This window comes from Janthinobacterium sp. PC23-8 (genome assembly GCF_002250505.1).
GTDB lineage: Bacteria > Pseudomonadota > Gammaproteobacteria > Burkholderiales > Burkholderiaceae_D > Janthinobacterium.
The window spans coordinates 458,380-477,557 of record NZ_NJGY01000001.1 but is presented as its reverse complement, the minus strand read 5'-3'; the positions used below and the strand labels follow the sequence as shown (position 1 = coordinate 477,557).

General features: G+C 60.7%; 21 protein-coding genes. 20 read left to right on the top strand and 1 reads right to left on the bottom strand.

What is annotated here, in order from left to right; genetic code table 11:
- From CD932_RS02110 to CD932_RS02020, 19 genes are all read left to right on the top strand, one after another.
- Complete coding sequence (locus CD932_RS02110) at positions 1–594, top strand: NADH-quinone oxidoreductase subunit C (protein ID WP_065310654.1); 594 nt, start codon at positions 1–3, stop codon at positions 592–594.
- On the top strand, positions 594–1,847 hold the full coding sequence (locus CD932_RS02105) for an NADH-quinone oxidoreductase subunit D (protein ID WP_094441196.1): 1,254 nt from the start codon (positions 594–596) through the stop codon (positions 1,845–1,847). Before CD932_RS02110 ends, CD932_RS02105 begins: the two co-directional genes overlap by 1 nt.
- Before the next feature lie 12 nt (positions 1,848–1,859).
- The gene (gene nuoE / locus CD932_RS02100; protein ID WP_094441195.1) at positions 1,860–2,339 is read left to right on the top strand and encodes an NADH-quinone oxidoreductase subunit NuoE; all 480 of its coding nucleotides are present in this window, start codon (positions 1,860–1,862) and stop codon (positions 2,337–2,339) included.
- Positions 2,336–3,631: an NADH-quinone oxidoreductase subunit NuoF gene (gene nuoF / locus CD932_RS02095; RefSeq protein WP_094441194.1), complete on the top strand. Its 1,296-nt coding sequence runs from the start codon at positions 2,336–2,338 to the stop codon at positions 3,629–3,631. The genes nuoE and nuoF overlap by 4 nt, the downstream gene beginning before the upstream one ends.
- 22 nt (positions 3,632–3,653) lie before the next feature.
- Positions 3,654–5,987, top strand: a complete 2,334-nt coding sequence (gene nuoG / locus CD932_RS02090; RefSeq protein WP_094441193.1) for an NADH-quinone oxidoreductase subunit NuoG — start codon at positions 3,654–3,656, stop codon at positions 5,985–5,987.
- Positions 5,987–7,069: an NADH-quinone oxidoreductase subunit NuoH gene (nuoH, locus tag CD932_RS02085; protein ID WP_094441192.1), complete on the top strand. Its 1,083-nt coding sequence runs from the start codon at positions 5,987–5,989 to the stop codon at positions 7,067–7,069. Before nuoG ends, nuoH begins: the two co-directional genes overlap by 1 nt.
- A gap of 14 nt (positions 7,070–7,083) precedes the next feature.
- Positions 7,084–7,572, top strand: coding sequence for an NADH-quinone oxidoreductase subunit NuoI (gene nuoI / locus CD932_RS02080; RefSeq protein WP_065310660.1), 489 nt, complete (start codon positions 7,084–7,086; stop codon positions 7,570–7,572).
- Positions 7,573–7,637: 65 nt separating this feature from the next.
- Positions 7,638–8,267: an NADH-quinone oxidoreductase subunit J gene (locus tag CD932_RS02075; protein ID WP_094441191.1), complete on the top strand. Its 630-nt coding sequence runs from the start codon at positions 7,638–7,640 to the stop codon at positions 8,265–8,267.
- Complete coding sequence (gene nuoK / locus CD932_RS02070; RefSeq protein WP_065310662.1) at positions 8,264–8,572, top strand: NADH-quinone oxidoreductase subunit NuoK; 309 nt, start codon at positions 8,264–8,266, stop codon at positions 8,570–8,572. Before CD932_RS02075 ends, nuoK begins: the two co-directional genes overlap by 4 nt.
- 46 nt (positions 8,573–8,618) lie before the next feature.
- Entirely contained in the window at positions 8,619–10,730 is a 2,112-nt protein-coding gene (nuoL, locus tag CD932_RS02065) for an NADH-quinone oxidoreductase subunit L (protein WP_094441190.1), read from the top strand.
- 29 nt (positions 10,731–10,759) lie between these two features.
- Positions 10,760–12,259 (top strand): NADH-quinone oxidoreductase subunit M, encoded by a 1,500-nt coding sequence (locus tag CD932_RS02060; protein WP_094441189.1) that lies wholly within the window; start codon positions 10,760–10,762, stop codon positions 12,257–12,259.
- Between the two features lie 17 nt (positions 12,260–12,276).
- Positions 12,277–13,779 (top strand): NADH-quinone oxidoreductase subunit NuoN, encoded by a 1,503-nt coding sequence (gene nuoN / locus CD932_RS02055; RefSeq protein WP_094441188.1) that lies wholly within the window; start codon positions 12,277–12,279, stop codon positions 13,777–13,779.
- Between the two features lie 4 nt (positions 13,780–13,783).
- Entirely contained in the window at positions 13,784–14,113 is a 330-nt protein-coding gene (locus tag CD932_RS02050; protein ID WP_094441187.1) for a DUF2818 family protein, read from the top strand.
- A 58-nt stretch (positions 14,114–14,171) separates the two neighbouring features.
- The gene (locus CD932_RS02045; protein ID WP_094441186.1) at positions 14,172–14,729 is read left to right on the top strand and encodes an NUDIX domain-containing protein; all 558 of its coding nucleotides are present in this window, start codon (positions 14,172–14,174) and stop codon (positions 14,727–14,729) included.
- Positions 14,730–14,748: 19 nt separating this feature from the next.
- Positions 14,749–15,453 carry a hypothetical protein gene (locus CD932_RS02040; RefSeq protein ID WP_094441185.1) on the top strand — a complete coding sequence of 235 codons (705 nt, stop codon included), beginning with the start codon at positions 14,749–14,751 and terminating at the stop codon, positions 15,451–15,453.
- A gap of 32 nt (positions 15,454–15,485) precedes the next feature.
- The gene (ispD, locus tag CD932_RS02035) at positions 15,486–16,217 is read left to right on the top strand and encodes a 2-C-methyl-D-erythritol 4-phosphate cytidylyltransferase (RefSeq protein ID WP_094441184.1); all 732 of its coding nucleotides are present in this window, start codon (positions 15,486–15,488) and stop codon (positions 16,215–16,217) included.
- Between the two features lie 20 nt (positions 16,218–16,237).
- Positions 16,238–16,741: a 2-C-methyl-D-erythritol 2,4-cyclodiphosphate synthase gene (ispF, locus tag CD932_RS02030; RefSeq protein ID WP_094441183.1), complete on the top strand. Its 504-nt coding sequence runs from the start codon at positions 16,238–16,240 to the stop codon at positions 16,739–16,741.
- Positions 16,742–16,856: 115 nt separating this feature from the next.
- A complete protein-coding gene (locus CD932_RS02025; RefSeq protein ID WP_094441182.1) occupies positions 16,857–18,026 on the top strand; it encodes a PQQ-dependent sugar dehydrogenase in 1,170 nt (389 codons plus the stop codon).
- Between the two features lie 61 nt (positions 18,027–18,087).
- A complete protein-coding gene (locus tag CD932_RS02020; RefSeq protein ID WP_094441181.1) occupies positions 18,088–18,390 on the top strand; it encodes a hypothetical protein in 303 nt (100 codons plus the stop codon).
- A gap of 6 nt (positions 18,391–18,396) precedes the next feature.
- Here CD932_RS02020 and CD932_RS02015 read toward each other — a convergent pair whose 3' ends face one another.
- On the bottom strand, positions 18,397–18,735 hold the full coding sequence (locus CD932_RS02015) for an MmcQ/YjbR family DNA-binding protein (RefSeq protein WP_094441180.1): 339 nt from the start codon (positions 18,733–18,735) through the stop codon (positions 18,397–18,399).
- 75 nt (positions 18,736–18,810) lie between these two features.
- On the opposite strand from CD932_RS02015, the gene CD932_RS27995 reads away from it, so the two are divergent.
- The gene (locus CD932_RS27995) at positions 18,811–18,996 is read left to right on the top strand and encodes a hypothetical protein (RefSeq protein ID WP_141213149.1); all 186 of its coding nucleotides are present in this window, start codon (positions 18,811–18,813) and stop codon (positions 18,994–18,996) included.
- Positions 18,997–19,178 lie beyond the last annotated feature (182 nt).

Genomic DNA, 19,178 nt, shown 5'->3' with positions numbered 1-19,178 from the left:
ATGACAACACATTTAGAAGTATTGCAAAACGCCCTCGGCACTGCCCTGGGCGAACGCGTTGGTACGAGCGTTGCGCTGGGCGAAGTGACCCTGACCGTCAAGGCCGAGGACTACCTGGCCGTGATGCAAACCCTGCGCGATGATCCGTCCCTGCATTTCGAGCAGTTGCTCGACCTGTGCGGCGTCGACTACCTGACCTATGGTGACGGCGCCTGGACCGGCCTGCGTTACGCGGCCGTGTCGCATTTGCTGTCGGTCAAGCACAACTGGCGCGTGCGCGTGCGCGTGTTCGCGCCCGACGACGAGATGCCGCTGCTGCCGTCCGTGATCGGCATCTGGCGTTCGGTCAACTGGTACGAGCGCGAAGCGTTCGACCTGCTGGGCATTCTGTTCGAAGGCCATAACGACCTGCGCCGCATCCTCACCGACTACGGCTTCATCGGCCATCCGTTCCGCAAGGACTTCCCTGTCTCCGGCTATGTCGAGATGCGCTACGACCCGGAACAGAAACGCGTGATTTACCAGCCCGTGACGATCGAGCCGCGGGAAAACGTGCCGCGCGTGATCCGCGAAGAACATTACGGGATGAAATAATGGCTGAGATTAAGAATTACACCCTGAACTTTGGGCCACAGCACCCGGCCGCGCACGGTGTGCTGCGCCTGGTGCTTGAGCTCGATGGCGAAGTCATCCAGCGTGCCGACCCCCATATCGGTCTGCTGCACCGCGCCACCGAAAAACTGGCCGAACAGAAGACCTATCTGCAATCGGTGCCGTACATGGACCGTCTCGACTATGTGTCGATGATGTGCAATGAACACGCCTATGTGATGGCGATCGAAAAGCTGCTGGGCCTGGAAGTGCCGCTGCGTGCGCAATATATTCGCGTGATGTTCGACGAAATCACCCGCGTGCTGAACCATCTGATGTGGCTGGGCGCGCACGCGCTCGACGTCGGTGCCATGGGCCCGTTCCTGTACTGCTTCCGCGACCGCGAAGACCTGTTCGACTGCTACGAAGCGGTGTCGGGCGCGCGCATGCACGCGGCCTACTACCGTCCGGGCGGCGTTTACCGCGACCTGCCGGACGCGATGCCGCAGCACAAGGCGTCGATCATCCGCAACGCCAAGGCGATTGCCAAGCTGAACGAAAACCGCCAGGGTTCGCTGCTGGACTTTATCGAAGACTTCACGCGCCGTTTTCCGACCTATGTCGACGAATACGAGACGCTGCTGACCGATAACCGTATCTGGAAACAGCGCACGGTCGGCATCGGCGTGGTCGCGCCGGAAGATGCGCTGGCGATGGGCTTTACCGGCGCCATGCTGCGCGGTTCGGGCGTGCAATGGGACTTGCGCAAGCAGCAACCCTACGAAGTGTACGACCTGATGGACTTCGACATTCCGATCGGCACCAACGGCGACTGCTACGACCGTTACCTGGTGCGCGTGGAAGAGCTGCGCCAGTCGAACCGCATCATCAAGCAGTGCGTGGAGTGGCTGCGCAACAATCCGGGTCCTGTCATGACCAGCAACCGCAAGGTGGCGCCGCCGGGCCGCGTCGACATGAAGACCAATATGGAATCGCTGATTCACCACTTCAAGCTGTTTACCGAAGGATTCCACGTGCCGCCGGGCGAAGCCTACAGCGCGGTCGAACACCCGAAAGGCGAGTTCGGCATTTACCTGGTGTCCGATGGCGCCAACAAGCCGTACCGCATGAAGCTGCGTGCACCCGACTATGCCCATTTGCAGTCGCTCGACGAAATGGCGCGTGGACACATGATTGCCGACGCCGTGACCATCATCGGTACGCAAGACATCGTGTTCGGCAGTATTGACCGCTAAGAGGCAAAAAGTATGTTGTTATCAGAGCAGTGCTATAAAAAAATTGACCGCGAGCTGGCCAAGTATCCGGGCGATCAGCGCCAGTCGGCCGTGATGGCCGCGCTGGCCCACGCCCAGGATGAGCTGGGCTGGCTGGCGCCGGAAACCATGAAGGAACTGGCCGGCTACATCGGCATGCCGGCCATTGCCGTGCAGGAAGTTGCCACGTTCTACAATATGTACAATGTGAAACCGGTCGGCAAGCACAAGATCACCGTGTGCACCAACCTGCCATGCGCCCTGTCGGGCGGCGTGCGCGCGGCCGAATACCTGAAGCAGAAGCTGGGCATCGATTTCCGCGAAACCACCCCGGACGGTCAGTTCACGCTGGTCGAAGGCGAGTGCATGGGCGCTTGCGGCGATGCGCCTGTCCTGCTGGTCAGTAATAAAACCATGTGCAGCTGGATGTCGAACGAGAAGATCGACGCCATGCTGGAGGAACTCAAGAAATGACGTCACTCCACAACCGCCATATCGATCCATTGATCCTCAAGGATCTGGATGGCAAGAACTGGCATTTGCAAGATTATGTGAACCGCGGCGGCTATTCCGCCCTGCGTCGCATCCTGGAAGAGAAGATCACGCCTGAACAGATCATCGCCGACCTCAAGGCCTCGTCCTTGCGCGGCCGTGGCGGCGCGGGTTTCCCTACCGGCCTGAAGTGGAGCTTCATGCCGCGCCAGTTCCCGGGTCAGAAATACCTCGTCTGCAATACAGATGAAGGCGAGCCGGGCACTTTCAAGGACCGCGACATCATTCGTTACAATCCCCATGCCCTGATTGAAGGCATGGCCATTGGCGCTTATGCGATGGGCATCACCGTGGGCTACAACTATATCCACGGCGAGATCTTCCAGGAATACCTGCGGTTCGAAGAAGCGCTGGAAGAGGCGCGCGCCGCCGGCTTCCTCGGTGACAAGATCATGGGCAGCGAATTCTCGTTCCAGTTGCATGCGCACCATGGTTATGGTGCCTACATCTGCGGCGAAGAAACCGCCTTGCTCGAATCGCTGGAAGGCAAGAAAGGCCAGCCGCGCTTCAAGCCGCCTTTCCCGGCCTCGTTTGGCCTGTACGGCAAGCCGACCACCATCAACAACACGGAAACCTTTGCGGCTGTGCCGTTCGTGCTGAACATCGGCCCTGAGAAATACCTGGCGATGGGCAAGCCGAACAACGGCGGCTCGAAGATTTTCTCGATCTCGGGCGACGTGGAAATGCCGGGCAACTACGAAGTGCCGCTCGGCACGCCGTTTGCCAAACTGCTGGAACTGGCAGGCGGCATGCGCGGTGGCAAAAAGATCAAGGCCGTGATTCCTGGCGGCTCGTCCGCGCCGGTGATCCGCGGCGACATCATGATGCAGACCGACCTGGACTACGACTCGATCGCGAAAGCCGGTTCGATGCTCGGTTCGGGCGCCGTCATCGTGATGGACGAAACACGCTGCATGGTCAAGGCGCTGGAGCGCCTGTCCTACTTCTACTTCGAGGAATCGTGCGGCCAGTGTACGCCTTGCCGTGAAGGCACTGGCTGGATGTACCGCATGGTGCACCGCATCGAGCAGGGGCAGGGTCGTCCAGACGACCTGGACATGCTCAACTCGATCGCCGACAACATCCAGGGCCGCACCATTTGCGCGCTGGGCGATGCGGCCGCCATGCCGGTACGGGCCTTCATCAAGCAATTCCGTGAAGAATTTGAATATCATGTCGAGCACAAGCATTGCTTAGTGCCCGCTTACATCTAAGCTGCGTCAGGTAACGATCACCATGGTTGAAATCGAAATAGACGGCAAAAAAGTCGAAGTCCCTGCTGGTAGCATGGTGATGGACGCCGCCAACAAATTGGGAACCTACATTCCGCACTTCTGCTATCACAAGAAATTGTCGATCGCAGCGAACTGCCGCATGTGCCTGGTCGAAGTGGAGAAGGCGCCCAAGCCTTTGCCCGCTTGCGCGACCCCGGTCAGTGCCGGCATGATCGTGCGCTCCGCCAGCGACAAGGCTGTGCAGGCGCAAAAGTCGGTCATGGAATTCCTGTTGATTAACCACCCGCTCGATTGCCCTATCTGCGATCAGGGCGGCGAATGCCAGTTGCAGGATCTGGCAGTCGGCTACGGCAAGAGCGAATCGCGCTACAAGGAAGACAAGCGCGTCGTCAAACCGAAGGAAGCCGGTCCGCTGGTCTCGATGCAAGAGATGGCGCGCTGCATTCAGTGCACCCGCTGCGTACGCTTTGGCCAGGAAGTGGCCGGCGTGATGGAGCTGGGCATGATCGGCCGCGGCGAACACTCGGAAATCGTGTCGTTTGTCGGCCAGACGGTCGACTCCGAACTGTCGGGCAACATGATCGACCTGTGCCCGGTCGGCGCCTTGACCTCGAAGCCGTTCCGCTACAGCGCCCGTACCTGGGAACTGTCGCGCCGCAAATCGGTCAGCCCGCATGACGGCCTGGGCGCCAACCTGATCGTGCAAGTGAAAGCTGGCAAGGTCAAGCGCGTACTGCCGCTGGAAAATGAAGCCGTCAACGAATGCTGGATCTCGGACAAGGACCGTTTCTCATATGAAGCGCTGGACAGTGCCGAGCGCCTGACCTCGCCAATGCTGAAGCAGGGCAACGAGTGGAAAGAAGTCGACTGGCAAACCGCGCTGGAATACGTGGCGCACGGCCTGAAAAACATCAAGCACGAGCATGGCGCCGACGCCATCGCCGCGCTGGCCACGCCGCATTCGACGGTGGAAGAACTGGTGCTGCTGCAAAAAGTCGCCCACGGTCTCGGTTCCGAGCACGTCGACTTCCGCCTGCGCCAGCTTGACTTCGCGCTCGACGCGAGCGTCAAACCATGGCTGGGCATGCCGATCAGCGACTTCGCGCAGATCAAGCGCGCCTTCGTGATCGGCTCCTTCCTGCGCAAGGACCATCCGCTGCTGGCCACGCGCCTGCGCGCCTCGGTCAAGAGCGGCGCCAGGCTGTCGATCCTGCACGCCTCCGACGACGAGCAGTTGATCACGATCGCCAACAAGATGATTGTCGCGCCAGCTGACTGGCTGGCCGCCTTGTCGGAAGTGGTGGCTGCCGTGGCGAAAGCCAAGCAGATCGCCGCCCCCGCCGGTTTCGAATCGGTCAACGCCTCCGACGTGGCCGTCAATATCGCCGCCAGCCTGATGGCCGGCGACCATGGCGCGATTTTGCTGGGTAACGCGGCAACGCAGCACCCGCAAGCGTCGCAGCTGCATGCTGCCGCACAATGGATCGCCGAACAGACCGGTGCGACTCTGGGTTACCTGACGGAAGCGGCCAACACGGTCGGCGCCCATCTGGTCGCCAAGCCGCGCAGCAATGCTCAAGCCGCGTTTGCCGTGCCGAAAAAAGCCTATGTGCTGCTGCACGCGGAGCCGGAACTCGATAGCGCCAATCCACAGGCGGCCCGCGCCGCTTTGGATGGCGCCGAGATGGTCGTGGCCATGTCCGCCTTCAAGCATGGCATGGAGTACGCCGATGTGCTGCTGCCGATTGCGCCGTTTGCCGAAACCTCGGGCACCTTCGTCAACTGCGAAGGCCGCGCGCAAAGTTTCAATGGCACCGTGAAACCGCTGGCCGAAACCCGTCCGGCCTGGAAAGTGCTGCGCGTCTTGGGCAATATCCTCGGCTTGCCAGGGTTTGACTACGACACCTCGGAAGCGATCCGCGACGAAGCATTCGGCGTGGGCGTGCTTGACCTGTCGGCACAGCTTTCCAACAGCGCCAAAAACGCACCGCAGGCTGCCAGCTACGCACCGGCGTCAAACAGGCTGCAACGCATCGCCGACGTGCCGATCTACTTTGCCGACGCGCTGGTGCGCCGCTCCGAGCCTTTGCAGCGCACGGTCGACGGCGCCGCGCCGCAAGCCCATCTGTCGCCAGTACTGGCCGGGCAGCTCGGCATCAAGGCCGGCGACAAGGTCAAGGTCGCGCAAGGCGCGGGCAGCGCCATCCTGGTGGCCGCCATTCATGCCGGCTTGCCAGCCAATGTGGTGAAAGTGTCGGCGGCGCATGCCTCGACCGCCCAGCTTGGCGGCATGTTCGGTGACATCACCGTTGAAAAAGCAGAGGGGAACATCTGATGGCGCTGCCTGAATTTGTAAACGTCATCAATACCGGCGGCCAGAATCTGCTGGGCGTGACCTGGCCGTTCTTCTGGACGCTGATCAAGATCCTGTGCGTGCTGTTGCCGCTGATGGGCCTGGTTGCTTACGCCACCCTGTGGGAGCGCAAGCTGATCGGCTGGATCCAGATCCGCGTCGGCCCGAACCGCGTGGGTCCCTTGGGCTTGCTGCAGCCGATCGCCGATGCGTTGAAACTCCTGTTCAAGGAGATCATCATCCCGTCCAAGGCCGCCAAAGGCCTGTTCGTGATCGGCCCCATCATGACCATCATGCCGGCCCTGGCCGCTTGGTCGGTGGTGCCGTTCGGCCCGCAAGCGGTGCTGGCCAACGTCAACGCAGGTTTGCTGCTGCTGCTGGCGATCACCTCGATGGAAGTCTACGGCATCATCATCGCCGGCTGGGCCTCGAACTCGAAGTACTCGTTCATGGGCGCCATGCGCGCCTCTGCACAGATGATCTCGTATGAAATCCCGATGGGTTTCGTGATGGTGATCGTGCTGATGGTGTCGGGCAGCCTGAATTTCATCGACATCGTCGGCGGCCAGCAGATTGGCTACTTCGCCGACAAGGGCGTCAACTTCCTGTCGTGGAACTGGCTGCCGCTGCTGCCGATGTTTGTCATCTACCTGGTCTCGGGCCTGGCCGAAGCGAATCGTCACCCGTTCGACGTGGTCGAGGGCGAGTCCGAAATCGTGGCCGGCCACATGGTCGAATATTCGGGCATGGCCTACGCCATGTTCATGCTGGCCGAATACGCCAACATGATCCTGATCGGCGCGCTCGCCTCGATCATGTTCCTCGGCGGCTGGTCGGCACCGTTCGGCTTCCTCGAATTCTGGGGCGGTTTCGGCGGCTTCTTCTGGCTGTTTGCAAAAACCTTCTTTATCGTCTCGCTGTTTGTCTGGGTGCGTGGTACTTTCCCCCGTTACCGTTATGACCAGATCATGCGCCTCGGTTGGAAAGTGTTTATCCCGTTGACGCTGGTCTACCTGGTCTTCGTCGCTGCCTGGATGCAGACATCCTGGAATATTTGGAAGTAAGAGAGTGCATACGAATGGATAAGGTAAAAGATTTTTTCAGCAGCCTCCTGTTAGGCGAGCTGATCAAGGGCATGGCGCTGACCGGCAAGTACATGTTTTCGCGCAAGATCACGGTGCAATTCCCGGAAGAGAAGACACCGATCTCGCCGCGCTTCCGTGGCCTGCACGCGCTGCGCCGCTACCCGAACGGCGAGGAACGTTGCATCGCCTGCAAACTGTGCGAAGCGGTGTGCCCGGCGATGGCCATCACGATCGAATCGGAGCAGCGTGACGACGGTTCGCGCCGTACCACGCGCTACGATATCGATTTGACCAAGTGCATCTTCTGCGGTTTCTGCGAAGAATCCTGCCCGGTCGACTCGATCGTTGAAACGCACGTGCTGGAATATCACGGCGAGAAACGCGGCGATTTGTATTACACGAAAGAGATGTTGCTGGCCGTGGGCGATCGTTATGAAAACGAGATCGCCGCCGCGCGCGCCGCCGACGCACCTTATCGCTGATGGAGGCGCCGCAGCCACAGGCTGCGGCGCACCCCTCGTTCATCTGTACGTCTATTGGGTTTTTTATGGACTTTAAAACAATTTTGTTTTACGCCTTCTCGCTGATCTTGATTCTGGCAGCGACACGCGTCATCACGGCCCGTAATCCGGTCCACGCAGTGCTGTTCCTGGTGCTGTCCTTCTTTTCTGCGGCAGGCATCTGGATGCTGCTGCAAGCTGAATTCCTGGCCATCGTGCTGGTGTTGGTGTATGTCGGCGCCGTGATGGTGCTGTTCCTGTTCGTCGTCATGATGCTCGATATCAATATCGACCGCATGCGCGAAGGCTTCTGGGGCTACCTGCCCTTGTCGGTGACGGTGGGCGTGCTCATCGTGCTGGAAATGGCCGCCGTGCTGTGGCATGGTTTTCGCAACTTTTCGCCAAGCATCGCACCGGCCAACATCAACCTGGGCGGCACCAAGGAATTGGGCCTGCTGATCTACACCGAGTACGTGTTTGCGTTTGAAATCGCTGCCGTGGTGCTGCTGGTGGCCATCGTGGCTGCGGTTGCCCTGACCTTGCGCAAGCGCAAGGACACCAAGCATTTTGCTGCGGGCGACGCCGTGCGCGTCAAGCGTAACGACCGCCTGAAGATCATCAAGATGGATCCGGTCGTCGAGCGTGCCGCGGCGCCGGAAGTTAAGGAGACACCATGACACTTACGCTCACACATTTCCTGGTCCTGGGCGCGATCCTGTTCGCCATCTCGATCGTCGGTATTTTCCTGAACCGCAAGAACATCATCGTATTGCTGATGGCAATCGAATTGATGCTGCTGGCGGTGAACATGAACTTCATCGCGTTTTCCCATTTCCTGGGTGACGCGGCCGGTCAGATCTTCGTTTTCTTCATCCTGACGGTTGCCGCCGCTGAGTCGGCTATCGGTCTGGCTATTCTGGTGGTGATGTTCCGTAATCTGGATACCATCAACGTCGAAGACCTGGACAGCCTCAAAGGCTGATGTTTTTCAGACTCGATCTCTCGAATAATAACGATTAAGGTTCATCATGGCGGGGCAACTCCTCAACCCTAACCTCCTTCTTGCCGTACCGCTGGCGCCGCTGGCCGGTGCCGCGATTGCAGGTTTGCTTGGCACCCAGTTTCTGGGTAATTTGGTCGGTCGCAAGACGTCGCATACCGCGACGATCCTGGGCGTACTGATCGCGTTCATCCTGTCCGTGCAGACGTTGCTGGCAGTGATGGATGGCGCGACATTCAATGGCACGATCTACAACTGGATGACGATCGGCACCCTGAAGATGGAAGTGGGCTTCCAGATCGATTCGCTGTCGGCGATGATGATGTGCGTGGTCACCTTTGTCTCGCTGATGGTGCACATCTACACGATCGGCTACATGAAGGATGACGAAGGCTACAACCGCTTCTTCTCCTACATCTCGCTGTTCACCTTCTCGATGCTGATGCTGGTGATGGCCAACAATTTCCTGCAACTGTTCTTCGGTTGGGAAGCCGTCGGCCTGGTGTCGTACCTCCTGATCGGTTTCTGGTACCAGCGTCCGACGGCCATCGTGGCCAACATGAAGGCCTTCCTGGTCAACCGCGTGGGCGACTTCGGCTTTATCCTGGGCATCGGCCTGCTGCTGGCCTACGCCGGCACCATGAACTACCAGGAAGTCTTCGCCAAGAAAGAAGCACTGGCGCTGTTGAACCTGCCAGGCACCGACTGGGCGCTGCTCACCGTTGCCTGCATCTGCCTGTTTATCGGCGCGATGGGCAAGTCGGCGCAGTTCCCGCTGCACGTGTGGCTGCCTGACTCGATGGAAGGTCCGACCCCGATTTCGGCACTGATTCACGCCGCAACAATGGTGACGGCCGGTATTTTCATGGTCTCGCGCATGTCGCCGCTGTTCGAACTGTCCGACACGGCCTTGTCCTTCATCCTGGTGATCGGTTCCATCACGGCGCTGTTCATGGGTTTCCTGGGCATCATCCAGAACGACATCAAGCGCGTGGTCGCTTACTCGACCCTGTCCCAACTGGGCTACATGACGGTGGCGCTCGGTTCGTCCGCCTATTCGGTGGCCGTATTCCACCTGATGACCCACGCTTTCTTCAAGGCACTGTTGTTCCTGGGCGCCGGTTCCGTGATTATCGGCATGCACCATGACCAGGACATCCGCAATATGGGTGGCTTGCGCAAATACATGCCGATTACCTGGATCACCTCGCTGGTCGGTTCGCTGGCCCTGATCGGCACGCCGCTGTTCTCCGGCTTCTATTCGAAAGACAGCATCATCGAAGCGGTCGAAGCGACCCATATCTGGGGCGCGGGCTTTGCCCAGTTCGCCGTACTGGCCGGCGTGTTCGTCACCGCCTTCTACTCGTTCCGCATGTATTTCCTGGTCTTCCACGGCAAGGAACGTTTCGGCCAGGCGCATGCGCATGGTCATGATGATCACCATGCACCGAAGGCTGCCCATGGCGCCCACGCAGGTGATGATCACGCGCATGACGACCACCATGAAGAAGCCGAGGAAGACGACCATGGCCACCACGGCCTGGCGCCTGGCCAGAAACCGCATGAATCGCCCTTCGTGGTCTGGTTCCCGCTGGTGATGCTGGCGATTCCTTCGCTGCTGATCGGTTATTTCACCATCGGCCCGATGCTGCATGGCGACTTCTTCAAGGGCGTGATCTTTGTCGGCGAAAACCATCCGGCGATGGAAGAGTTGTCGCACGAGTTCCACGGTGCACTGGCGATGGCGCTGCACGGCCTGTCGACGGCACCGTTCTGGCTGGCCTTGTCCGGCGTGGTGGCGGCTTACTACTGCTATATGGTCAACCCGCGCGTGCCGGCCTGGTTCTTCGCCAAGTTCCACGCAATCCACACCCTGCTCGACAACAAGTACTACATGGACAAGTTCAATGAAGTCGTGTTTGCCGGCGGCGCCCGCCTGTTGGGCAATGGCCTGTGGAACTTCGGTGACAAGAAGCTCATCGATGGTCTGGTGGTCAATGGCAGCGCCAAGGTGGTTGGCTGGATCTCGTCGCTGTCGCGTGGTCTGCAGACGGGTTACATCTACCACTACGCGTTCGTGATGATCCTCGGCGTGCTGGCCGCCCTGATCTATTTCCTGCCATTCTGGCCCGCTAAGTAAGCTGACCTGATAAAAGAATACTGAGAACCATGATGCAGTCTACGATTTCTACACTACCTCCTTACCTGAGTCTGTCGATCTGGGTGCCGATCATTTGCGGCGTCCTGGTGCTGGCTCTCGGCCGTGACAGCAAAGCGGGTTTTACCCGCTGGCTGTCGTTGGCTGGCGCGGTGCTCAGCATGCTGTGCACCCTGCCGCTGATCCAGCATTTCGACAATGCCGCGCACGGCATGCAGTTTGTCGAAAAAGCGCCATGGATTGCCCAATTCAATATCTGGTACTCGCTCGGCATCGACGGCCTGTCGCTGTGGTTCGTGCCGCTGACCGCCTTCATCACGGTGATCGTGGTGATCTCGGCCTGGCAGGTGATCGAGAAGCGCATCGCGCAGTACATGGGTGCGTTTTTGATCCTGTCGGGCCTGATGATCGGCGTGTTTTGCGCCATGGACGGCCTGCTGTTCTACTTCTTCTTTGAAGCCACGCTGATCCCGATGTACATCATCATCGGTATCTGGGGCGGCTCGAACCGCGTGTACGCCTCGTTCAAGTTCTTCCTGTACACCTTCTTCGGTTCGCTGCTGACCCTGGTCGCCATCATCTACCTGCGCTCGAAGACCGGCACCTTCGATATCCTCGAATGGCATGCCTTCAAGCTGTCGATGCGCGAACAGATCTTCATCTTCATCGCCTTCCTGATGGCCTTTGCCGTCAAGGTGCCGATGTTCCCGGTCCACACCTGGCTGCCGGACGTCCACGTCGAAGCGCCTACCGGTGGTTCGGCCGTGCTGGCTGCCATCATGCTGAAGCTGGGCGCCTACGGTTTTCTGCGCTTTTCGCTGCCGATTACCCCTGACGCCAGCCATTACCTGTCGGGCTTCATGATCGCGCTGTCGCTGATCGCCGTGATCTATGTCGGCCTGGTGGCGCTGGTGCAGACCGACATGAAAAAACTGGTTGCCTATTCGTCGATCGCCCACATGGGTTTCGTCACCCTGGGCTTCTTCATGTTCAACGACATCTCGGTGCAGGGCGGTATCGTGCAGATGGTGTCGCATGGCTTTATTTCCGGCGCCATGTTCCTGTGCATCGGCGTGCTGTATGACCGCATGCATACCCGTAACATCGCCGATTACGGCGGGGTGGTGAACCGCATGCCGAAATTTGCCGCCTTCTTCGTGCTGTTCTCGATGGCCAACTGCGGCTTGCCGGCCACCTCCGGTTTCGTCGGCGAGTTCATGGTGATCCTGGGCGCGGTGCAATTCAACTTCTGGATTGGCCTCCTGGCTGCAACGGCGCTGATCTGGGGCGCGGCCTACTCGCTGTGGATGGCCAAGCGCGTGGTGTTCGGCAAGATCAAGAACAAGCATGTGGCGGAACTGACCGACATCAACCAGCGTGAATTCGTCATGCTTGGGTTGCTGGCCATCGCCGTGCTCGTGATGGGTCTGTACCCAGCCCCGTTCACCGACACGATGCAAACGTCGGTGACGGACCTGCTCAAGCATGTCGCCACCAGCAAGTTGCCTTAAATACGAAGATCGATAACATGAATAATGCACCCAACCTGGTCCCGCTGTACGCGGAGATCTTTCTGCTGATCGCCACTTCGGCGATCCTGCTGATCGATATGTTCTTGCCTGCGGCGAAGCGTTCGATCACCTATGCGCTGTCGCTGCTGACCCTGGCCGGCTGCGCCTTGCTGACCGTGGGCGACTTTACTGCCGGCACCACCGTCTACACGTTCCACAATATGTTCGTGTCGGACCCGATGTCGCAGCTGCTCAAGCTGTTCTCGTATGGCGCCGTCGCCATGACCCTGATCTACTCGCGCAGCTATGCCACCGACCGCACCATGCTGTCGGGTAACCTGGGCGGCGAGTTCTACGTGCTGGCCCTGTTCGCACTGCTGGGCCAGATGATCATGATCTCGGCCAACAGCTTCCTGATCATCTACCTGGGCCTGGAACTGATGTCGCTGTCGCTGTACGCGCTGATCGCGCTGCGCCGCGACAACGCCAAGGCCACCGAAGCGGCCATGAAATACTTTATCCTGGGCGCGCTGGCCTCCGGCTTCATGTTGTACGGTATTTCGATGCTGTACGGCGCGACCGGCACGCTGGATCTGCATGCCGTGCGCCATGCGCTGGAATCGGGCAAAGCCAACGGCACCATCATGGTCTTCGGCCTGGTGTTCCTGGTTGCCGGGCTGGCCTTCAAACTGGGCGTGGTGCCCTTCCACATGTGGGTGCCTGACGTCTATCAAGGTTCGCCAACGGCCGTCACATTGCTGCTGGGCGCGGCGCCAAAACTGGCCGCGTTCGCCATCTGCCTGCGCCTGCTGGCCGAAGGCCTGCTGCCGATGGCGCGCGACTGGCAACAGATGCTGATGGTGCTGGCCGTGATGTCGCTGGCTATCGGCAACTTCACCGCGATTGCCCAGACCAACCTGAAGCGCATGCTGGCCTATTCGACCATTGCGCAAATGGGCTTCGTGCTGCTGGGCCTGATGTCCGGTACCTTCACCGAAGCGACCGGCGTGCTGAATGCCACCGGTGCGGCCACCGCCTATGGCGCGGCCATGTACTACGTGGTCACCTACGTATTTACCACGCTCGGTACCTTCGGCGTGATCATGCTGCTGGCCCGCAATGGCTTCGAAGCGGAAGAACTGGCCGACTTCAAGGGCCTGGGCAAACGCAGCCCGATCTTCGCACTGGTAATGACCCTGTTCATGTTCTCGCTGGCCGGCGTGCCGCCACTGATGGGCTTCATGGCCAAGTACTCGGTGCTCGCTGCCGTGCTGGGCACGGGCCAGATCTGGCTGACCATGGTGGCCGTGCTGTTCTCGCTGATCGGCGCCTTCTACTACCTGCGCGTGGTGAAAATGATGTGGTTCGACGAGCCGACGGATACCAACGCGCTGGTGGTGCATGGCGACATGCGCATCGTGCTGGCTGCCAACGGCGCCATGGTGCTGGTACTGGGCGTGCTGCCTAACAGCATCCTGGCCGCCTGCGCCACGGCGATTTCCAAAACGCTGGTATCGTAAGGCGATGGACGCCACGGTTTCAAGCTGGCTGGTGATCGCCATGGGCATCCTGGCGGCCAACCTGCCTTTCTTCAATGAAAAGCTGTTTGCCGCCGTGCCCTTGAAACAGCACGCGGCGCCGGGGGACGGCAGAAGCTGGCGCAAGCCGCTGGCCCTGCGCCTGCTGGAGATGGTGATCCTGTACTTCATCGTCGGCAGCCTGGCCTTCGTGCTCGAAGGGCGCCTCGGCAACGCTTTCCCGCAAACCTGGGAGTTTTACGCCATTACCGGCTGTCTGTTCCTGGTGCTGGCATTCCCCGGCTTCGTGGCTCGTTATTTACGCAAGCAGCGCTGAATCAGCGCTTCAAAAGCGGCGCCTCTGGCGCCGTTTTTTATTGAATAAAAGGACATGCATGGATACGAATCTGCTTGAAACCAAGGTCGACGGCGAAACCGTCTTTACGGGCAGCTTCCTGCAAGTGCAACGCGACCGCGTCAGCCTGCCTGACGGCAAGATCACCGACCGCGAATATATCCTGCACCCGGGCGCGGTCGTCATCTTGCCGCTGTTGGGCGACGGCACCGTGCTGATGGAGCGCCAGTTCCGCTATCCGCTGAACAAAGTCTTTATCGAATTTCCTGCCGGTAAAATCGATGCGGACGAAGCGCATCTGGCCTGCGCTAAGCGTGAACTGCTGGAAGAGACCGGTTATACGGCCAGCGACTGGCAATTCGTCACGACGATCCATAACGCCATTGCATATTCGGACGAGCACCTGGAACTGTTCCTCGCGCGCGGCCTGGTGGCCGGCGAGCGCCAGCTCGACGAGGGCGAATTCCTGGAGACCTTTACGGCCACCGTGCCGCAATTGCTGGACTGGGTCAAGGATGGCACGATTACCGACGTGAAAACCGTGATCGGCATCTTCTGGCTCGATAAAATCACCAGCGGCGCCTGGCAGCCGGCCTGAGGGTCGGAGCAAATTGCTCATGCGCGCAGCCGTCTTCCTGATGCTGGCGCTGGCCTCGGCCAGCAGTAGCGCGTTTGCCCAGGCGCGTACGCCATTCCAGGTGCGCTGCGAAGACACCATCAGCAAGACGGTATCGGTGCTGACGGCGCAGCAGAACGGCTACAGCATCGACACCCATCTGCCATACCGGGCGCTGACCGCCATGAAGGGCGTGGCGCGCAGCAATGCCTTCGTGCTGGGCTTGACCAAGACCGATTCACAAGTGAAAATCGCGCTGGCCGGTCCGATGCTGCTTGACCCCGTCAGCGGCTACGAATGCGTGGCGCCGCAGATCAGCGTGAGCCTGACCTACGCGCCCGTGATCATCTATATCGGCCGCGAATTTCCGCCTGGTACGTGCGCGTATGATGAAATACTCAGGCACGAGCTGCGGCACATGAAAACGTATATGGACGATTTGCCGCGCGTCGAAAACACCGTGCGCGCGGCGCTGGCCAGGCGCTTCGAAGCGCGCCCCCTGTATGCGCCGCGCGGCACGGCCAAGGCGGCGCTGGCGCGCGAGATCGACACGGGCTGGCTGCCGTATATCAAGGCGGAAATGCGCAAGGTGGAAACTTTGCAGGCAGCCATCGATTCGCCGCAGGAGTATGCGCGTCTCGGCAAGGCCTGCAATGGCGAAATCCAGACCATATTGGCCGGCAAGGCGCAGCCTGCGGCCAGGTAAAGCAAGAGACAGCAAGAGACAGGAAAGCAGAGATGACCGAACCCGCAACTGCCGAACAATCAACGGCCGAACAATTCACCGCGGCGCGCTATTTTGCGCTGATTCCCGCCGCCGGCGTGGGCGCGCGCATGGCGGCGGGCAGCCCCAAGCAATACCTGAACATTGCCGGCAAACCGATGCTGCGCCACGCGCTCGACGCCTTTTTATCCAGCCCGCTGATCGCCCACACCTATGTGGTGGTCAGCATGGATGACGGCTGGATCGACGCCGTGATTCCCGAGCACGGCGTGACGGTGCTGCGCTGTGGCGGCGCGACCCGCATGGAGAGCATTTTGAACGGCCTGCACGCGCTGCAGGACGTGCTGCAGGGCATGGATCAGGTGCTGGTGCACGACGCGGCGCGGCCCGGTCTTACGCCTGCCTTGATTGCAAAGCTGATCGCGGAAGTGGGCCAGCACCCGGCCGGCGGCCTGCTGGCCTTGCCGGTGGTCGATACCGTCAAGCGGGCAGGGCAGGGCAATGTGTGCGCCGCCACCGTGCCGCGCGACGGCCTGTGGCTGGCGCAGACGCCGCAGATGTTTTCCTACGCGCTGCTGCGCCGCGCCTTGTCCGAAGCGCCCGATCCGCAGGCGATCACCGATGACGCGTCCGCCATCGAAGCGCTGGGCCTGTCGCCGAAACTGGTCGAAGGCCATCCGCGCAACCTGAAGGTGACCTTGCCGCGCGATATACAAACGGCGGAAATGTACCTGGCCCATTCTTGAAACCTGAACCGAAAGACCGCATGACAACCATCACCACTCCCGTATTGCCGTTCCGTATCGGCCAGGGCTATGACTGCCACGCGCTGGTGGAAAACCGCGACCTGATCATCGGCGGCGTCAAGATCCCGCACCACCTGGGCCTGCTGGGCCACTCCGACGCCGACGTGCTGCTGCATGCGATCACCGACGCCATCTTTGGTGCGGCGGCCCTGGGCGATATCGGCCGCCATTTCCCCGACACCGATCCCAACTTCAAGGGCGCCGACTCGCGCACATTGCTGCGGGAAGCCGTCTCGCGCGTCAAGGCCGCCGGCTATGTGGTCGGCAATATCGACGCCACCATCATCGCCCAGCGCCCGAAAATGGCGCCCCATATCGACGCCATGTGCGCCAACGTGGCCGCAGACCTGGGCGTGACGGTAGGCCAGGTCAATATCAAGGCCAAGACCAATGAAAAGTTGGGCTACCTGGGGCGCGAGGAGGGCATTGCGGCGGAGGCGGTGGCGTTGTTGCTGCGAGCCTAGCAGCCGGGATCAGACGGATGCCTGTACGGCAAGTTCATGCTTTTTGATGTTGCGCTAAGATGCACACTTGCTACTGAACTGCCGTCCACCGCCATCCCTAGTCCTGGAGAAAACCATGTCCCATTTCCGTTCCATACGCGCCATGGCCATCGCCGCCGCCATGCTGGCCTTGAGCTTGCCCGCCCACGCCGAACTGGCCGCCACCGGCGAGCCGCCCGCAGCCAGGCAAGGCTGGAAGGCGGTCACGGTGGCCGAAGGCGTGCGCCAGCCCTGGGGCATCGCCTGGCTCGGCGACGGCCGCGCGCTGGTCACCAGCAAAGAAGGCAGCTTGCATATCCTGAATGGCCAGACATTCGACGAGGTGGTACTCGACGGCATGCCGGCGATTTTTACGGGCGGGCAGGGCGGCCTGCTCGATATCGCGCTGCACCCGCAGGATGCCGGCAAACCGCATCCGCGCGTCTACATGACGGTCTCGACCGGGACCAGTGAAGCCAACCGCACGACCCTGGTGCAGGGCGTGTTCGACGGCAAGAAAGTGACTGGGATCAAGACCTTGTTCAAGGTCTCGACCGACAAGAGCGGCGGCCAGCATTTCGGCTCGCGCCTGCTGTGGCTGCCGGACGGCACTTTGCTGATGAGCGTGGCCGACGGTGGCAACCCGCCACTGCGCATAGGCGACCGGCTGGCGCGCGAGCAGGCGCAAAATCGCGCCACCCACCTGGGATCGATTCTGCGCCTGACCGACGAAGGCAAGCCGGCGCCCGGCAATCCGCTGGCCGCCAAAGGCGCCTTGCCGGAAATCTGGTCGATGGGACACCGTAATATCCAGGGCCTGGCGCGCGACCCGGTATCGGGCCGCATCTGGGCCACCGAGCACGGCCCTTATGGCGGCGACGAGCTGAACCTGGTGGTGGCCGGCGGCAATTACGGCTGGCCGTTGCAAAGCTATGGCGCCGACTATAAAACCCATGAGCCGGTGGGCAAGCACGAAGTGGCCGGCATGATCAACCCGAGCGTGGCCTGGGTGCCGTCGCCGGCGCCGTCGGGCCTGGCCGTGTATTCGGGCGACAAGATTCCGGCCTGGCGCGGCAGCGTCTTCAGCGGCGGCCTGGCGGCCAGGGATATCCGCCGCGTGGTGCTCGACGCTGCTGGCCAAGTGACGGGCCAGGACCGCCTGGCCATCGGCGAGCGCGTGCGTGACGTGAAGCAGGGGCCGGACGGCTACCTGTATGCGTTGACGGACGAGAGCAATGGCAAGCTGCTGCGCATCATCGCGCAATAATCATGTGCCGCAAGGGCGGTCTGCTTTAAGATGGCGCCTTTCTTCAAGATAAGGTGGCGCCATGGCCCGTGATACCTATGCATACCGGCACGTCGCCGTCGAATCGCGCGACATCGGCGGCGCGGTGGAAATCCGTCCGGTGCCGGGCCAGGCGTTCTCGCCCGAACTGGCGGTGCAATGCTCGCGCCGCCTGGTCGACCTGCAACGCTACCGGCTGGGCAGCCGTTTTTTACTGTTTGCCAAGCTGACCGACCGTCTCGGCGGCACACCCTATCTGTATGCCTGGCATGGCGACCCGGATGTGCCGATGACGCCGGCCGATGTCAAAAAATTCCTCGGTGAATTCAGGCGCGGGCGTATCTGAGCCTGATTACGGGCTGGCCGAGATGGTTTTCGCCAGGTCGCTCGGCGCCTTGCGCCGCCAGGCCGCCGTCAGGGCCGCCGCCAGCATGTCCAGTTCGGCGTCCGCCAGGCGCACCGTGATGCCGGCCAGCCGTTCGCCCCACAGCAGTTTTTCGCAGCCGTGAGGCGAGATGACGGTGGCGATATGCGCCGCTTCCGCATCGAGCAGCACATTGATGTGCTCATCGTCGGGCAGGGTGGCGAAGATCTTGCCGCCGACGCGGAACGCGGGGCGATCATGGTGCTCTTCCTCGGTGGTATCGGGAAATGACAATGCCAGATAGCGTAGTTCTTCCAGGTCGACCATTTCCTCTTTCCCCCTCATCGGACAGACAGTAACGTATATGCATTTTGCCATGTTGCTTCGCCGCGTGGGGCCGGCATGCGTGAAAAGAACACGGCGGCACGCGACAGCTGCCGGGCGGTTTGTGGTGTCTGCGCGACACTGTCCGCTCATCGCCTGCGCCCTGCCACCAGTGCGCAAGCCGCATTCTTCCGCATGGCTTGCCGTGATTGTATTGCAATAAAATCATTTTTGATAATAAAAAGAAAAAATCTTTTCTTTTGAGAATTTTCAGATAAAATAGTGTCATTCGATTGCCTGACCCGTCTATCGTTGTGATCGTGTTCCGGAAACCCGACCCTTTTCCAGGACACTTGTGGCGCCAGCACGCTGCCGCAAGTCCGCCACCCGTGCGGAAGGTCATGCCACCGGCCGCTCATCCTTGCAGCGCACCGCCGACACGCCTC

Bases quoted from the DNA above. Each gene is read 5' to 3' on its own strand.
- CD932_RS02110 (WP_065310654.1), top strand. From the start codon at position 1: ATGACAACACATTTAGAAGTATTGCAAAACGCCCTCGGCACTGCCCTG.
- CD932_RS02105 (WP_094441196.1), top strand. From the start codon at position 594: ATGGCTGAGATTAAGAATTACACCCTGAACTTTGGGCCACAGCACCCG.
- nuoE (WP_094441195.1), top strand. From the start codon at position 1,860: ATGTTGTTATCAGAGCAGTGCTATAAAAAAATTGACCGCGAGCTGGCC.
- nuoF (WP_094441194.1), top strand. From the start codon at position 2,336: ATGACGTCACTCCACAACCGCCATATCGATCCATTGATCCTCAAGGAT.
- nuoG (WP_094441193.1), top strand. From the start codon at position 3,654: ATGGTTGAAATCGAAATAGACGGCAAAAAAGTCGAAGTCCCTGCTGGT.
- nuoH (WP_094441192.1), top strand. From the start codon at position 5,987: ATGGCGCTGCCTGAATTTGTAAACGTCATCAATACCGGCGGCCAGAAT.
- nuoI (WP_065310660.1), top strand. From the start codon at position 7,084: ATGGATAAGGTAAAAGATTTTTTCAGCAGCCTCCTGTTAGGCGAGCTG.
- CD932_RS02075 (WP_094441191.1), top strand. From the start codon at position 7,638: ATGGACTTTAAAACAATTTTGTTTTACGCCTTCTCGCTGATCTTGATT.
- nuoK (WP_065310662.1), top strand. From the start codon at position 8,264: ATGACACTTACGCTCACACATTTCCTGGTCCTGGGCGCGATCCTGTTC.
- nuoL (WP_094441190.1), top strand. From the start codon at position 8,619: ATGGCGGGGCAACTCCTCAACCCTAACCTCCTTCTTGCCGTACCGCTG.
- CD932_RS02060 (WP_094441189.1), top strand. From the start codon at position 10,760: ATGATGCAGTCTACGATTTCTACACTACCTCCTTACCTGAGTCTGTCG.
- nuoN (WP_094441188.1), top strand. From the start codon at position 12,277: ATGAATAATGCACCCAACCTGGTCCCGCTGTACGCGGAGATCTTTCTG.
- CD932_RS02050 (WP_094441187.1), top strand. From the start codon at position 13,784: ATGGACGCCACGGTTTCAAGCTGGCTGGTGATCGCCATGGGCATCCTG.
- CD932_RS02045 (WP_094441186.1), top strand. From the start codon at position 14,172: ATGGATACGAATCTGCTTGAAACCAAGGTCGACGGCGAAACCGTCTTT.
- CD932_RS02040 (WP_094441185.1), top strand. From the start codon at position 14,749: ATGCGCGCAGCCGTCTTCCTGATGCTGGCGCTGGCCTCGGCCAGCAGT.
- ispD (WP_094441184.1), top strand. From the start codon at position 15,486: ATGACCGAACCCGCAACTGCCGAACAATCAACGGCCGAACAATTCACC.
- ispF (WP_094441183.1), top strand. From the start codon at position 16,238: ATGACAACCATCACCACTCCCGTATTGCCGTTCCGTATCGGCCAGGGC.
- CD932_RS02025 (WP_094441182.1), top strand. From the start codon at position 16,857: ATGTCCCATTTCCGTTCCATACGCGCCATGGCCATCGCCGCCGCCATG.
- CD932_RS02020 (WP_094441181.1), top strand. From the start codon at position 18,088: ATGGCCCGTGATACCTATGCATACCGGCACGTCGCCGTCGAATCGCGC.
- CD932_RS02015 (WP_094441180.1), bottom strand. From the start codon at position 18,735: ATGGTCGACCTGGAAGAACTACGCTATCTGGCATTGTCATTTCCCGAT.
- CD932_RS27995 (WP_141213149.1), top strand. From the start codon at position 18,811: ATGCGTGAAAAGAACACGGCGGCACGCGACAGCTGCCGGGCGGTTTGT.